Below are 15029 nucleotides of genomic sequence, written 5' to 3' on the forward strand. Positions count from 1 at the left end.
CAATCCCACGGTGGAAAAGCGGGCATTTTAGCTGACCACCTGGTAAAAGCAAACGATTGCCAGCAAAAAAAAGAGAGAAAATCTGCCGGTGTGAGCAGGTTTTCTACAACGAACAGGAAAAAAAAATTACACTTTTCGCGCCGGCGGCTCATGACGAGCAACACCCGGCCCAGGATAACGCCGCGTGTGTATGGAACACGCGCATAACAGGAGCCTTTTATGATTCATCTCGATACGTTGTCGACCCTTGTTGCCGCAACGCTGGTTCTTCTGCTTGGTCGCAAGCTGGTACACAGTGTTTCCTTTCTGAAAAAGTACACCATTCCTGAACCTGTAGCCGGTGGATTGCTGGTGGCGCTGGCCCTGCTGGTACTGAAAAAAAGCATGGGCTGGGAAATTGATTTTGATATGTCCCTGAAAGATCCGTTGATGCTGGCCTTCTTTGCCACTATCGGCCTGAACGCTAACCTCGCAAGCCTGCGTTCAGGCGGCAAGGTGCTGGGCGTGTTTCTGATTGTTGTGGTGGGCCTGCTGCTGATGCAAAACGCCATCGGCATCGGTATGGCGTCGCTGCTGGGGTTGGATCCGCTGATGGGTCTGCTGGCGGGGTCGATTACCCTGTCAGGTGGCCACGGAACGGGCGCGGCGTGGAGCAAGCTGTTCATCGAACGCTATGGCTTTGAAAACGCAACGGAAGTGGCTATGGCCTGCGCGACCTTTGGCCTGGTGCTTGGCGGGCTGATTGGCGGCCCGGTGGCGCGCTATCTGGTGAAACATTCCACTACGCCGGAAGGCAGACCAGACGATGAAATGGTGCCGACCGCGTTCGAAAAACCGGACGTTGGTCGCAGCATCACCTCGTTGGTGATGATTGAAACCATCGCCATGATTGCCATCTGCCTCACCGTGGGCAAAATCGTTGCGCAATGGCTGGTGGGAACGGCTTTCGAACTGCCAACCTTTGTCTGCGTGCTGTTTATCGGGGTGATCCTGAGCAACGGTCTGGCGCAGATGGGCTTCTACCGCGTCTTCGAACGCGCGGTGTCCGTGCTGGGGAACGTCAGCCTGTCGCTGTTCCTGGCGATGGCGCTGATGAGCCTCAAGCTGTGGGAGCTGGCCTCGCTGGCGCTGCCGATGGTGGCGATCCTGGCGGTACAGGCCGTGTTTATGGCGCTGTATGCCATCTTTGTTACCTGGCGCATGATGGGCAAAAACTATGATGCGGCGGTACTGGCTGCGGGTCACTGTGGATTTGGTCTGGGAGCGACACCAACGGCCATCGCGAATATGCAGGCGATCACCGAACGGTTCGGCCCGTCGCACATGGCGTTTCTGGTGGTGCCGATGGTGGGCGCATTCTTCATTGATATCGTCAACGCGCTGGTCATTAAGCTCTACCTGATGCTGCCAATGTTTGGCTGATCGTCAGGCGTTGGAATACCGCTCGGTTTCCGGCATCCAGCGTTCAATTAACGCTGCCGCCTGTTCGGGGTAGCGTTCATGAATATGACGCGCTAGGCGTTGTACTTCGGGGATCATGGCCTGATCGCGCAGCAAATCCGCCACTTTAAATTCGGCGTTACCCGTCTGACGCGTGCCCAGCAGTTCGCCCGGGCCGCGGATCTCCAGATCTTTTTGCGCAATGACGAAGCCGTCATTGCTGTCGCGTAATACCTGCAAACGCATCTGCGCGGTTTTCGACAGCGGGGCTTTGTAGAGCAGCACGCAGTGAGAGGCGATCGCGCCACGGCCCACGCGGCCTCGTAGCTGGTGGAGCTGCGCCAGGCCCAGACGCTCCGGGTTCTCAATAATCATCAGGCTGGAGTTCGGCACATCCACGCCCACTTCGATAACCGTGGTCGCAACGAGTAAGTGCAGCTCGCCCTGTTTGAACGACTGCATCACCGCCTGCTTCTCGGCAGGCTTCATGCGCCCGTGAACCAGACCGACGTTCAACTCTGGCAGGGCGAGCTTTAACTCTTCCCATGTGGCTTCGGCAGCCTGCGCTTCCAGCAGCTCAGACTCTTCAATCAGGGTGCAGACCCAGTACGCCTGACGCCCTTCCTGCGTACAGGCGTTGCGCACGCGGTCAATGATGTCGCTGCGCCGCGTGTCCGGTATGGCAACCGTGGTCACAGGCGTTCGGCCCGGCGGCAACTCGTCGATGGTGGAGGTATCCAGATCGGCATAGGCCGTCATCGCCAGGGTGCGCGGAATCGGCGTGGCGGTCATGATCAGCTGATGCGGGTGGAAGCCCTGTTGCAGACCTTTCTCCCACAGCGCCAGACGCTGATGAACACCAAAGCGGTGCTGTTCGTCGATAATGACCAGCGCCAGGCCGTTAAACTGCACCTGTTCCTGGAAAATGGCGTGCGTGCCGACAATCATCTGCACCTGCCCGCTGGCAATGGCTTCCTGCTGTGCAAGACGTGCTTTGCCCTTCTGCTTCCCGGCCAGCCAGCCCACTTCGATCCCCAGTGGGGCGAACCAGTTACGGAAATTGTTGGCGTGCTGCTCGGCCAGCAGTTCTGTCGGTGCCATCAGCGCCACCTGCTTGCCGTGGGCGATAGCGCGTAAAGCGGCCAATGCGGCAACCAGCGTTTTCCCGGAACCCACGTCGCCCTGCACCAGGCGCATCATCGGCACATTCAGCGCCATATCGCGTTCGATCTCGGCGGTGACCCGCGCCTGGGCGCCAGTGGGTTTAAACGGCAGTGTGGCCAGCAGCTTATCTTTGAGCTGATCATGCGGGCTTAATGGCTGCGCGTGGAAACGCTGCGCACCTGCGCGCAGGGCCAGCATGCTCAGGTTGTGAGCCAGTAATTCCTCAAGGATAAGACGCCGTTGGGCGGGATGTTTACCGCTTTCTAAATCAACGAGCTGAAGCGTTGGCGGTGGACGGTGCAGGGTGCGCAACGCCTCCGGCAGGCTCATCATGCCCTGCGCAAGCTCCGGCGGCAGCAGCTCGTTAATGGCGCAGGTATCGAGCAGCTCCAGCGCCTGGTCGGTGAGCTTGCGCAGCGTGGCCTGCTTAATGCCTTCGGTGGTTGGATAGACCGGCGTGAGCGTCTCCTGTAGCTCAGGTGAGCTGAGATCGCCCTGCACGCGGTATTCCGGGTGGATCATCTCCGCGCCGTATTTGCCCCGTTTGGCTTCACCGTACGCAAGTACGCGTCGTCCGGTGGCAAGGCTGTTTTTCATCGCCGCATTGAAGTTGAAAAAGCGCATGGTGAGAATGCCGGTGCCGTCGCTGATCTGGCAGGTCATCATCCTGCGTCCGCCAAAGGTGATGTTGCAGTTCAGCACTTCCCCTTCAACGGTGGCGTAAATAGCGGGCAGCAGATCGCCAATTTTATAAAGCTGAGTACGGTCTTCGTAACGCAGGGGGAGGTGGAGCAGGAGATCCTGCACGGTGTGCAGGCCAATCTTCGCCAGTTTACTGCTTTGTGCCGCGCCCACGCCCGTCAGGCTGTTGAGCGGTATGGCGTCCAGCAGGCGGCCTTTCATGATTTACCCTGCGTACTGCATGGTGGACCACCACTCGGCATCGGCTTCAATTTCGCCCTGCGCGTTGACGTGGGGGTAAGGCAATTTCTTCTGCTTCGCAACGCGAGCCAGCACCGGATAGCCACCTTCAAACAGCAGGCGCTGCTGCTCCTCTTCCGGCAGCATGCTGTTGCTGCGCTCGTACATTCCGGCATTCTGACGCTGGCGCTGCGCTTCATACAGGATCAGCGCTGAGGCGACCGACACGTTGAGTGACTGGACCATGCCGATCATCGGAATGATGATGTCCCGGTCAGCCAAATCCAGTGCTTCCTGCGTGATCCCCGTTTTCTCCTGGCCCATTAAAATGCAGGTCGGACGGGTGTAATCGATCTCACGGAAATCCACGGCTTTAGCAGAGAGGTTGGTTGCCAGAACCTGCATGCCACGCCCTTTCAGGTGCGAGACCGCTTCACCAATAGTCTGGTGAGTTTTCACGGATACCCAGCTGTTGCTGCCTGCGGCGGTGGAGGCCATGGTACGCATACGTGCGCCTGGCCAGACGGCGTGGACTTCATGCACGCCGACGGCATCTGCGGTGCGGACGATAGCAGAGACGTTATGAGGTTTATGGACCTGCTCCATGCAGACCGTCAGATCAGGCTGACGCCTGGCGAGCATTTCGCAGATTCGCTCGTAACGTGTTGAATTCATAATGCTAGTTTCGGTTACGGGTGACTTTAATGACATCCGGCATCACGCGGATCTTGCGCATAATATTGGCCAGATGTACGCGGTCACGGGCGGTCAGGCGAATAAAGGCGCTGTAAACGCGGCCATCTTTTTCTTCAGTATTCAGGCTCTGAATGTTTGACGAGGCCGTGTTGATCGCTGCCGTCAGGTTCGCCAGTGCACCCTGGTGGTTAAACATATCCACCTTGATTTCAGTGATAAATTCCTGCGCTGTCTCTTTATCCCATTCGACCGCCATGAACTTCTCAGGCTCTTTCTGATAGCCACGGATGTTACGGCAGGATTCGTGGTGGATCACCAGCCCTTTACCCGGGCTGACGTGCGCAATAATCGGGTCGCCCGGGATAGGGCGGCAGCATTTGGCGAAGGTGATGAGCACCCCGTCAGCGCCTTTGATTGGCAGGTGACCATGATTTTGCGCGTTAGCAGGAACGGCTGTCGTTTCGCCCTGTTGCAGGTTCTTCGCCACGACCACGCTCATGGCGTTTCCGAGGCCAATCTCTGCCAGCAGGTCATCCAGCGAGGCGAGCTTCATACGCTCCAGCTCATGCTGAATGTTTTCTGGTGGGATCTCTGCCAGTTTGCGGCTGCCACCCAGCGCGTGATTGAGCAGACGACGCCCCAGGCTAACGGAGTCGTCGCGCTTGAGATTTTTCAGCAGCTGGCGGATTTTTGCGCGCGCTTTTGAGCTCACGACAAAGTTCAGCCAGGCGGCGTTAGGACGTGCGCCCGGCGCGGTAATAATTTCGACAGTCTGCCCGCTGAAGAGCGGCTGCGACAGCGGATAAGGCTGCCTGTCGACGCGGGCACCCACGCAGGCATGGCCGATATCGGTATGCACGGCGTAAGCGAAGTCGACCGGCGTCGCGCCCGCAGGCAGTTCGACAATGCGCCCTTCCGGCGTGAAAACGTAAATCTCATCCGGGAAGAGATCGGATTTAACGCTCTCGATAAATTCAAACGAGCTACCTGCACTCTGTTGCAGCTCCAGCAGGCTCTGCATCCAGCGCTGGGCGCGGATTTGCGCGGTGGTGCTGCTTTCGCCGCCGTGCTCTTTATAAGCCCAGTGCGCCGCGACACCCATTTCCGCCATCTGATCCATGTCTTCGGTACGAATTTGCACCTCAACCGGAACGCCGTGCGGGCCAATCATCGAGGTATGCAAAGACTGGTATCCGTTCGCTTTTGGAATGGCGATGTAATCTTTGACGCGCCCCGGACGTGGCTTGTACAGGCTATGCATCTGCCCCAGCACGCGGTAGCAGGTGTCCGAGTCGTGGACGATGACGCGGAACGCGTAGATATCCATGATCGAGTGAAAACGCTGCTCCTTGAGCACCATTTTGCAGTAAATAGAGTACAAATGCTTTTCGCGACCGCTGACGCGGCACGGAATACCGGCTTCCTGCAAGCGCCCTTCGATTTCAGAGAGGATCTTTTGAATCATCTCTTTACGGTTACCGCGAGCGGCTTTCACCACCTCTTTAATCACGCGATAGCGGTTCGGGTATAACGCTTCAAAACCCAGCTCTTCCAGCTCGGTTTTAATGTGATGAATACCTAAACGGTGCGCCAGCGGACTGTAGATTTCGAGGGTTTCACGGGCGATGCGGCGACGTTTATCCGGGCGAAGTGAGCCCAGCGTGCGCATATTGTGGGTGCGGTCAGCAAGTTTGATGAGAATGACGCGGATATCCTGCACCATCGCCATGATCATCTTGCGAAAGTTTTCGGCCTGCGCCTCTTTCTTATCGCGGAATTTCAGCTTATCAAGCTTAGAGACCCCTTCCACCAGCTCGGCAACGCTTTTGCCAAACAGCTGTTCCATGTCCTGGTAGGTGGCAGGGGTATCTTCAATCACGTCATGCAGCAGGGCGGCCATGAGCGTTTCGTAGTCGAGTTTCATCTCGGCCAGAATACAGGCCACCGCTACCGGGTGCGTGATATAGGGTTCACCGCTTGAACGTGTCTGGCCCTCGTGAGCGTCACGTGCAACGAGATACGCCTGCTGAAGACGCTTAATCTGGTCTTCAGGCAGGTAGGTTTGAATCAGTTGATTCAGGCTTTCAAACAGATACAAGGGCGACCCGCAGGTTTAATTAACGACGACCTTCAGCAATGGCGGTTACGGCCTGCAGTTCTGCGGCTTCCTGCTCTTGCTGCTCCTGGCGCTCACGCACGTCGAGGATCTGGTTGTTGATCAGACCTTCTTCGATTTCGCGAAGTGCAATAACGGTGGTTTTATCGTTTTCTTCCGGTACCAGCGGATCTTTACCGCCTACCTGCATCTGACGAGCGCGACGCGCGGCGACCAGTACCAGGTCAAAACGGTTACCAATTTTCTCTACAGCGTCCTGAACAGTTACGCGTGCCATACTTAAAATGCTCCACAGGTGAAGAAATGACTGGGCATGATACTGAAAGTGGGTTCAGTCTGCCAACAGTTTGGTGATTAATGCGTCATGTCGCTGCTTCTGGCGGCTCATACGCAGACGTTCTGCGCGAAGGATAGTTTTGAGATCGCTCAGCGCGGCATCAAAATCATCATTCACAATAAGGTAATCATATTCCGCGTAATGGCTCATTTCTGCAACAGCCTGTGCCATACGCTTCGCGATAACTTCTTCGCTATCCTGGCCGCGACCACGCAGGCGACGATCCAGTTCATCTTTCGATGGCGGTAGAATAAAAATACTGCGCGAATCAGGCATTTTCTTACGAATTTGCTGCGCGCCCTGCCAGTCGATATCCAGGAACACGTTCACGCCGGTCGCCAGAACCTGCTCAATGGTTTCACGCGAAGTACCGTAGTAGTTACCGAATACTTCTGCGTGTTCAAGAAACGCGTCTCTGCCAATCATCGCTCTGAATTCGTCGTGATTCACAAAGAAATAGTGTTCACCGTGCACCTCACCCGGACGCGGTGCTCGCGTGGTGTGAGAAACAGAAACCTGCGTATCGTACAACGGTTGGGTTTTTAACAGTGCCTGAATAAGGCTGGATTTACCCGCGCCACTAGGGGCAGAAACAATATAAAGCGTGCCTTGAGCCATGAGAGTCTTTTGTATGTGTTAACGAAGAAGTCCTACATACGGGCTTATTATACACGTCGCCGCTGTGTGACGTAGCCTTTGTCACACTTTTTCCCGTGGATGATTAAATTTTGCGTGCCGTTTTCAGGTTTTGTCTGCGGTTTGCAGCAACAAAAAGAAACGCTGGATAACGCCTCGTAAAGCGTAACGTTGCCATTCGCGTCGTTTTCAATACCGGGTTATACCTCCTCCAACGCAAAGGAGGGGTAATAATGTGGCGATGGATAAGCGGGTTTGCGCTGTTGTGGTGTAGCACCGGGTTAGCGGTATGCCCGGTATGGTCGCAGGCAAAAGCAGAAAAGGAAATTGTAGCGCTGAGCGCGCAGATCAAACGCTGGGACGATGCTTACTGGAAGCAGGGAGTCAGTGACGTTGATGACGGGGTTTACGATCAGCTTAACGCGCGGTTGAACCAGTGGCAGCGCTGCTTTGATCATGTCTCTTCCGAAGAGAGACCGCCACCTCTGACAGGTAGTGTGACACACCCGGTTGCGCATACGGGCGTGCATAAGGTTGCCAGTAAAGCTGAGCTCAGCCAGTGGATGCGAGCCCGGCAACATCTCTGGATGCAGCCCAAAGTGGATGGCGTGGCTGTGACGCTGGTGTACCAGGGCGGGAAGCTTGTCCGGGCCATTAGCCGTGGCAACGGTGTGAAAGGTGAAGACTGGACGGCGCAGGTTCGATCAATCCCCTCTGTTCCGCAAAACCTGTCCGGCCCCCTGGCAAATAGCGTCTTACAGGGTGAACTGTTCTGGATTCATGAAAACCACATCCAGCGTCAGATGGGGGGGATGAACATGCGGGCAAAAGTGGCGGGCGCCATGATGCGTCATAACGATAGCGCACTTCTCAGGCAGCTCGGCGTGTTTATCTGGGCCTGGCCGGATGGACCTAAAGAGATGCAGGTATCTCTGGATGCGTTGTCAAAAGCCGGGTTCACCCTGACGGCGCGTTATACGCTGCCCGCCGCGTCTGTGAATGCGGTCGAAGCGCAGCGTTCAGCGTGGCATACAACAGCATTGCCCTTTGCCACGGACGGCATTGTGGTGCGTTCAGCGGATGAACCCGCGGGCGACGGTTGGTTACCCGGTGAAGGCCGTTGGGTTGTCGCATGGAAATATACGCCTGTCGCTCAGGTTGCTGAAGTGCGAGGGATACAGTTTGGCGTCGGGCGAACGGGCAAGGTGTCCGTTGTAGCCGAACTGGATCCAGTAAAGCTTGATGATAAACAGGTGCGGCGGGTGAGCCTGGGGTCGGTCACACGCTGGCAGCGGCTGGATATTGTTCCCGGCGATCAGGTTCTGATAAGCCTCGCCGGGCAGGGGATCCCCCGATTCGATCGAGTTGTCTGGCGGGGAGCGAACAGGGAAAAACCAGAACCTCCGGCCCTGCAGTACCACTCGCTGACCTGTTTTTATGCCTCACCAGCGTGTATGGAACAGTTCTTTGCCCGGTTGACGTGGCTTAGCTCGAAACAAGGGCTAGGGATCGAGGGGTTAGGCGAGGCGGGCTGGCGAACGCTTCATCAGACGCATCATCTCGAGCATATTTTTTCGTGGTTAACACTGACGCAGGCGCAGCTACAGTCCACGCCTGGCTTTTCCGCCGGGCGCGGGTTATCGCTCTGGCATCGTTTTAATATGGTGCGAAAGCAACCTTTTATTCGCTGGGTCACAGCGATGGGGATCCCGCTGACAAAAGCCACGCTGAATGCGGTTGGGGCGGCGTCGTGGCAGGCGCTGAATCAGCGGAGCGCCGCTGACTGGCAGGCTTTGCCGGGAACAGGTGAAGAGAAGGCGCAGCAGGTCGTTAACTGGCTGCATGCGCCTCCTGTTGATAGGCTGGCAAGGTGGCTGGCTGAGCAGCACATTAACGGGTTCTGACATTAATGCGCGTTGTGCTTGTAATGAAAAACGGGCAGGCCCAGCTTCAGGCGCAATGCCAGCATACGCGCGGTGAAACCAAACAGCAGCGTGGAGATAACCACCACATCGTGGTTGGTGACATAGTGCTGCAAGGCGACATAAAGCACTGCCGCGGCAAAGGAGATGCCGGCATACAGTTCCTTCTGGAAAACCAGCGGGATACGTTTGCAGAACATATCGCGCAGCACCCCGCCAAACACGCCCGTGATCACCGCCGCAATGGTTGCGATAACCGGGCCTTCACCCATATCGAGAGCAATTTGTGCGCCAATGATGGAAAAAACAATCAGCCCAAGCGCATCCAGTACCAGGAACAAGCGGCGCAGATGAGGCATCACCGGGGCTACAATCGTGGTTAACACGGCTGCCGTTGCCACGATAATGACGTACTCAGGGTTTTTAACCCAGCCGAGCGGATAATGGCCAAGCAGGATATCGCGCACGGACCCGCCGCCGAGCGCAGTGGCCGTGGCAATAATGATCACGCCGAAGGTGTCCATTCGGCGACGTCCGGCGGCAAGCGCGCCGGTCATGGCTTCAGCGGTAATGCCAATAAGATAGAGAATGTGAAGCAGCATAAACCCTCCGGAATGAAGTGGAGGAGGTTAGCGATTTGTGCGCAAGATCACGATTGAGATTTTCTAAGGCGAGGGGATTTGCCCTAAAGGAATTTATCAACGCATGCCAGGCGGGCTTGTGATAAGGCGGAAGGCAAAGAAAGTAAGGATAAATAAGGATTAGAAAAAGTAATGGGTGATGTGCCAGACACCACCCTGAAAGGTATTACTCGATATTCTGGATCTGCTCGCGCATCTGCTCAATCAGGACCTTCAGTTCAATTGCTGAATTGGTCACCTCTGCATTGATAGACTTAGACGCCAGCGTGTTCGACTCGCGGTTGAACTCCTGCATCATAAAGTCGAGACGGCGGCCTACCGCTTCTTTCTTCTTCAGGATGTTGTAGGTCTCTTTAACGTGCGCTTCCAGACGATCCAGCTCTTCAGCCACGTCTACACGCTGCGCCATCAGCACCAGCTCTTGTTCCAGACGGTTGTTTTCCAGCTGAACTTCCGCCTCTTCCAGTTTGGCGACAAGACGCTCACGCTGCCATTGCAGCACTTCTGGCATATGCGCGCGCACTTTAGCCACTTCGGCGCTCACGCCTTCAAGGCGTTGCTCAATCATCGCTTTCAGCGCCTGGCCTTCGGTTTCGCGGGCAACGATAAAGTCATCCAGCGTGCCGTCGAGTGCAGCCAGGATTTCAGCGGTAATCGCGTCCAGATCCTGCTCTCCGGCGGCCATCACGCCAGGCCAGCGCAGAATATCAACCGGGTTGATCTCGCCTTCATCGCTTTGCATTTTGACCCAGTTCGCCGCATTAACTAGCTGTTTTGCCAGCTTTTCGTTCAGGATCAGTTCGCCCTGGGCACTGGCATCGGGCTCAAACCGCAAATTACATTCCACTTTCCCGCGGGTCAGACGCGTACGGATACGCTCACGCACCACAGGCTCCAGGCTGCGGAACTGTTCCGGCATACGGAAATATGTTTCCAGATAGCGCTGGTTTACCGAGCGCATTTCCCAGGTAGCGCTACCCCAGCTACCCTTGATTTCACGCCGGGCGTAGGCGGTCATACTGCGGATCATAGACATTCCCGTTTTTAAAGGAGAGATGGGGGGATTATAGCTTTCAGGGGCTTCTCAGGATAGGAATAAGCGTCCTTTATCCGTATAATGCGCAGCCACATTCGTTTCAAGCCGGAGAATCCATCATGCGTCCAGCAGGTCGTAGCGCCAACCAGGTGCGTCCCGTCACCCTGACCCGTAACTATACAAAACACGCTGAAGGCTCCGTGCTGGTTGAGTTTGGTGACACCAAAGTGCTTTGCACCGCGTCCATCGAAGAGGGCGTGCCTCGCTTCCTGAAAGGTCAGGGGCAGGGGTGGATCACCGCGGAATACGGTATGTTGCCGCGCGCAACCCATACCCGTAATGCTCGTGAAGCGGCAAAAGGTAAGCAGGGCGGCCGTACTATGGAGATCCAGCGCCTGATCGCACGTGCGCTCCGCGCCGCGGTTGACTTAAAAACGCTGGGTGAGTTCACCATCACGCTGGACTGCGACGTGATCCAGGCCGATGGCGGCACGCGTACGGCCTCCATTACCGGTGCCTGTGTGGCGCTGGCAGATGCGCTGAACAAGCTGGTTGCCGCCGGTAAGCTGAAAACCAACCCAATGAAAGGGATGGTTGCTGCTGTCTCCGTTGGTATTGTTAACGGCGAAGCGCTTTGCGATCTGGAATACGTTGAAGATTCTGCCGCAGAAACCGACATGAACGTGGTGATGACCGAAGATGGTCGCATCATTGAAGTGCAGGGCACGGCAGAAGGCGAGCCATTCACTCACGAAGAACTGCTCACCTTGCTGGCATTGGCCCGAGGGGGTATTGAATCTATTGTAGCGACGCAGAAAGCGGCGTTAGAAAATTGATTTTAAGGCGACCAATGAGTCGCCTTTTTTTTGCCTGTAAGACTGAAAAGACAAAGGAGCAAATCCATGAAATCGTATCAGCGCCAGTTTATTGAGTTTGCGCTTAACAAGCAGGTACTTAAGTTTGGCGAGTTCACGCTGAAATCCGGGCGTAAAAGCCCGTATTTCTTCAACGCCGGGCTGTTTAATACCGGGCGCGACCTGGCACTGTTAGGCCGCTTCTATGCCGAAGCGCTGGTAGATTCCGGGATTGATTTCGATCTGCTGTTTGGCCCCGCGTACAAAGGCATTCCAATTGCAACCACCACGGCGGTGGCGCTGGCGGAGCACCATGACCGCGACGTACCGTACTGCTTTAACCGTAAAGAGGCCAAAACCCACGGTGAAGGCGGCAATCTGGTAGGCAGTGCGTTGCAGGGCCGCGTGATGCTGGTGGATGACGTGATCACCGCAGGCACCGCGATCCGTGAATCGATGGAGATTATCCAGGCTAACGGTGCAACGCTTGCGGGTGTGCTGATTTCGCTTGATCGTCAGGAACGCGGGCGTGGCGACATCTCTGCTATTCAGGAAGTGGAACGCGATTATGGCTGCAAAGTGATCTCTATCATCACGCTGACAGACCTGATTGCATATCTGGAAGAGAAGCCTGAGATGGCGGATCACCTGGCGGCGGTAAAAGCGTATCGCGAAGAGTTCGGGGTTTAATTGCGTTGCCCGGTGGCGCTACGCTTACCGGGCCTACCTGTTCGTAGGCCGGATAAGGCGAAGCCGCCATCCGGCGATGGCGTTACTGTAATTGTGCTGCCACTAACGGCCAGCGGGCGTCAAAATCGTCCGTTGGTCGATATTTAAACTCGCTGCGCACAAACCGGGAGAGCATCCCTTCGCAAAATGCCAGGATCTGGCTTGCCAGCAGCGTCTCATCCGTATTATATCCCTCACCTTCCCGCATTTTCTTCTCGCGCAGAACCTGACGAAGCTGGGCTTCGATACGCTCAAAAAGCTGGTTTATACGGCCTTGCAGACGATCCTGTTCAAACATCAGCGCGTGGCCGGTAAGAATACGGGTCAGACCCGGGTTACGTTCACCAAAGCCCAGAATCAGCAGCACAATCAGACGCAGACGCGTGCTGGTGTCTTTTTCATCCTTCAGAATCAGGTTGATGCGCGTGATCAGGCTATCTTCGATAAACTCGATCAGGCTGTCGAACATCCGGGTTTTGCTCGGGAAATGACGATACAGCGCCGCCTCTGACACGCCCACAGAGGCCGCCAGCTTGGCGGTGGTGATGCGTTGACTGCCGTCGCTGGATTCAAGCATCAGAGCCAGAGATTGAAGTATTTCTTCGCGACGATTCCTTTTCGCGGTTTGTTTTTCTGCCATGTTACAAAATACCCCTGAAAATAAGCACTTGTCAGGCTGGCAACCACACAGCGACCCGCAAACTGACGTTTGCGGTTTGTTATTGCATTATGGCGCTGTGAGATGCGTGTTTGTCGGGCGGTTATTTGCGCCCGGAATGGCCGAAGCCGCCTTCGCCACGGTCGGTAGCGTCGAAGTCTGCCACCAGGTTAAATTCTGCCTGCACCACCGGTACAAACACCATCTGCGCGATACGCTCGCCCGGTTCAATGGTGAAGCTGTCCTGGCCACGGTTCCAGACGGATACCATCAGCTGACCCTGATAGTCAGAGTCGATCAGGCCGACCAGGTTACCCAGCACGACGCCATGCTTATGGCCCAGGCCAGAGCGCGGCAGGATCACCGCTGCCAGTGACGGGTCAGCAATGTGAATCGCCAGCCCGGTCGGGATCAGGGTCGTTGCACCCGGCGCCAGTTCTACGGCGTCATCGAGACAGGCGCGCAGGTCAAGACCGGCAGAGCCGGAGGTGGCATACGTTGGCAGCGGAAATTGCTCGCCAACGCGCGGGTCCAGAATCTTAACGTCGATTTTTTTCATCATAACGGGTAACGATCTCGTCCAGTAATTGTTGGCCCAGGAGTTCTTTGCGCTCAAGCGGTAAGACTTTATCTCCATCCTGCCAGAAAAGGTGCAATGCGTTGCTGTCGCTGTTAAATCCTTGCGTGGACAGCGATACGTCGTTCGCGCAAATCAAATCGAGGTTTTTGCGGGTACGTTTTTGCCGGGCATATTCTTCCACATTATTCGTTTCTGCGGCAAACCCAACAACGTAAGGACGATGAGTTTTCAATGCGGCGACACCGGCAACGATATCCGGGTTCTTCACCATTTTTATTGTTAATTCATCACCTTGCTTTTTAATTTTGGCGTCGGCAATGGTTTCGGCGCGGTAATCAGCGACGGCCGCACAGCCGATAAAAATATGCTGTTGTTGAGCATGCGCCTGTACGGCGGCTTCCATTTCCAGCGCGGTAGTTACATCAATACGCCGCACAAACGCAGGGGTGGTAAGCGACACCGGGCCGCTCACCAGCGTCACGTTCGCGCCGCGTTTGGCTGCCGCGGCAGCAATCGCAAAGCCCATTTTGCCGGAGCTGTGGTTGGTGATGTATCGCACCGGATCCAGCGGCTCGCGCGTGGGGCCCGCGGTAATCATGATGTTGAGATGTTGCAGATCGTTGACAGGTGAGAAATGGGCGGCGGCCATATCAACAATCGTCAATGGATCGAGCATACGCCCTGGCCCCACGTCGCCACAGGCCTGGCTGCCGCTCTCCGGTCCCCAAATTAGCAGGCCGCGCGAGGCCAGCGTATCCAGATTATGCTGGGTAGCGGCGTTGCGATACATCTGCTGGTTCATTGCGGGTACAACCGCGACGGGCGCAGGCGTGGCGAGGCAAATGGTCGTTACCAGATCGTTCGCCATCCCGGCCGCCACGCGGGCAATTACATCTGCCGTGGCGGGGGCAAGGATAACCAGATCGGCCCATTTCCCCAGCTCAATATGGCCCATTGCGGCTTCGGCTGCCGGGTCGAGAAGGCTGTCGGATACCGGGTATCCCGAGACGGCTTGCAGGCTCAGCGGGGTGATAAAGGCTTTGCCGCCTTCGGTTATCGCGACCCGTACGTCGGCCCCGCGCTCGCGCAAACGGCGCACCAGGTCTGGCGTTTTATAGGCAGCAATACCGCCGCTGACGCCAAGAACGATTTTTTTACCGGCCAGGCTCATCATGATTCTTTCCTGTTGGGTTTCACCAGAGAGCGGGCATTTTATCACAATCCCTAAAACGGGGTGATGATGTCCTTAATTCACTTTGCGAGGCGCTACGCAAGAACGAAACGCCAGCGTCGAGCCCC

Annotated in this window: 14 protein-coding genes; 4 read left to right on the forward strand and 10 right to left on the reverse strand. The window is 56.2% G+C overall.

Translation table 11 applies throughout. The features are described 5' to 3' along the window. Positions 1-219 precede the first annotated feature (219 nt). Positions 220-1422: a sodium/glutamate symporter gene (gltS, locus tag ACQG2Q_RS00575; RefSeq protein WP_048966547.1), complete on the forward strand. Its 1203-nt coding sequence runs from the start codon at positions 220-222 to the stop codon at positions 1420-1422. 3 nt (positions 1423-1425) lie between these two features. On the opposite strand, the gene recG is transcribed toward gltS, so the two are convergent. From recG to gmk, 5 genes are read right to left on the reverse strand one after another with little or no spacing between them, the layout of a single operon-like run. Continuing rightward, entirely contained in the window at positions 1426-3507 is a 2082-nt protein-coding gene (gene recG / locus ACQG2Q_RS00580; RefSeq protein WP_063849918.1) for an ATP-dependent DNA helicase RecG, read from the reverse strand. Between the two features lie 3 nt (positions 3508-3510). Beyond that, entirely contained in the window at positions 3511-4200 is a 690-nt protein-coding gene (gene trmH, locus ACQG2Q_RS00585) for a tRNA (guanosine(18)-2'-O)-methyltransferase TrmH (RefSeq protein ID WP_032622047.1), read from the reverse strand. 4 nt (positions 4201-4204) lie between these two features. Then, positions 4205-6319 (reverse strand): bifunctional GTP diphosphokinase/guanosine-3',5'-bis pyrophosphate 3'-pyrophosphohydrolase, encoded by a 2115-nt coding sequence (spoT, locus tag ACQG2Q_RS00590; protein ID WP_022646616.1) that lies wholly within the window; start codon positions 6317-6319, stop codon positions 4205-4207. Positions 6320-6338: 19 nt separating this feature from the next. Continuing rightward, positions 6339-6614, reverse strand: a complete 276-nt coding sequence (gene rpoZ / locus ACQG2Q_RS00595) for a DNA-directed RNA polymerase subunit omega (protein ID WP_000135058.1) — start codon at positions 6612-6614, stop codon at positions 6339-6341. 54 nt (positions 6615-6668) lie between these two features. Next, on the reverse strand, positions 6669-7292 hold the full coding sequence (gene gmk, locus ACQG2Q_RS00600) for a guanylate kinase (protein ID WP_006177710.1): 624 nt from the start codon (positions 7290-7292) through the stop codon (positions 6669-6671). 251 nt (positions 7293-7543) lie between these two features. Between gmk and ligB the strand changes: the two genes are divergently transcribed. Continuing rightward, complete coding sequence (gene ligB, locus ACQG2Q_RS00605; protein WP_063849920.1) at positions 7544-9214, forward strand: NAD-dependent DNA ligase LigB; 1671 nt, start codon at positions 7544-7546, stop codon at positions 9212-9214. 2 nt (positions 9215-9216) lie between these two features. On the opposite strand, the gene ACQG2Q_RS00610 is transcribed toward ligB, so the two are convergent. Together ACQG2Q_RS00610 and ACQG2Q_RS00615 are read right to left on the reverse strand one after the other, a co-directional pair. Further along, complete coding sequence (locus ACQG2Q_RS00610) at positions 9217-9834, reverse strand: trimeric intracellular cation channel family protein (RefSeq protein ID WP_023299016.1); 618 nt, start codon at positions 9832-9834, stop codon at positions 9217-9219. Between the two features lie 205 nt (positions 9835-10039). After that, the gene (locus ACQG2Q_RS00615) at positions 10040-10903 is read right to left on the reverse strand and encodes a YicC/YloC family endoribonuclease (protein WP_003860907.1); all 864 of its coding nucleotides are present in this window, start codon (positions 10901-10903) and stop codon (positions 10040-10042) included. A 125-nt stretch (positions 10904-11028) separates the two neighbouring features. Between ACQG2Q_RS00615 and rph the strand changes: the two genes are divergently transcribed. Together rph and pyrE are read left to right on the forward strand one after the other, a co-directional pair. Further along, positions 11029-11745: a ribonuclease PH gene (rph, locus tag ACQG2Q_RS00620; protein WP_015570044.1), complete on the forward strand. Its 717-nt coding sequence runs from the start codon at positions 11029-11031 to the stop codon at positions 11743-11745. A gap of 66 nt (positions 11746-11811) precedes the next feature. Then, positions 11812-12453: an orotate phosphoribosyltransferase gene (gene pyrE / locus ACQG2Q_RS00625; protein WP_023305206.1), complete on the forward strand. Its 642-nt coding sequence runs from the start codon at positions 11812-11814 to the stop codon at positions 12451-12453. Between the two features lie 82 nt (positions 12454-12535). Here pyrE and slmA read toward each other — a convergent pair whose 3' ends face one another. The 3 genes from slmA to coaBC all read right to left on the reverse strand — a co-directional run bounded on the left by slmA (position 12536) and on the right by coaBC (position 14901). Further along, positions 12536-13132: a nucleoid occlusion factor SlmA gene (gene slmA, locus ACQG2Q_RS00630; protein ID WP_003860901.1), complete on the reverse strand. Its 597-nt coding sequence runs from the start codon at positions 13130-13132 to the stop codon at positions 12536-12538. A gap of 121 nt (positions 13133-13253) precedes the next feature. Beyond that, positions 13254-13712 (reverse strand): dUTP diphosphatase, encoded by a 459-nt coding sequence (gene dut, locus ACQG2Q_RS00635; protein WP_015570042.1) that lies wholly within the window; start codon positions 13710-13712, stop codon positions 13254-13256. Next, positions 13690-14901, reverse strand: a complete 1212-nt coding sequence (gene coaBC / locus ACQG2Q_RS00640) for a bifunctional phosphopantothenoylcysteine decarboxylase/phosphopantothenate--cysteine ligase CoaBC (RefSeq protein WP_087878399.1) — start codon at positions 14899-14901, stop codon at positions 13690-13692. Before coaBC ends, dut begins: the two co-directional genes overlap by 23 nt. Between the last annotated feature and the right edge of the window lie 128 nt (positions 14902-15029).

Source organism: Enterobacter cloacae complex sp. 370H10 (assembly GCF_050031535.1).
GTDB classification, from domain to species: domain Bacteria; phylum Pseudomonadota; class Gammaproteobacteria; order Enterobacterales; family Enterobacteriaceae; genus Enterobacter; species Enterobacter intestinihominis.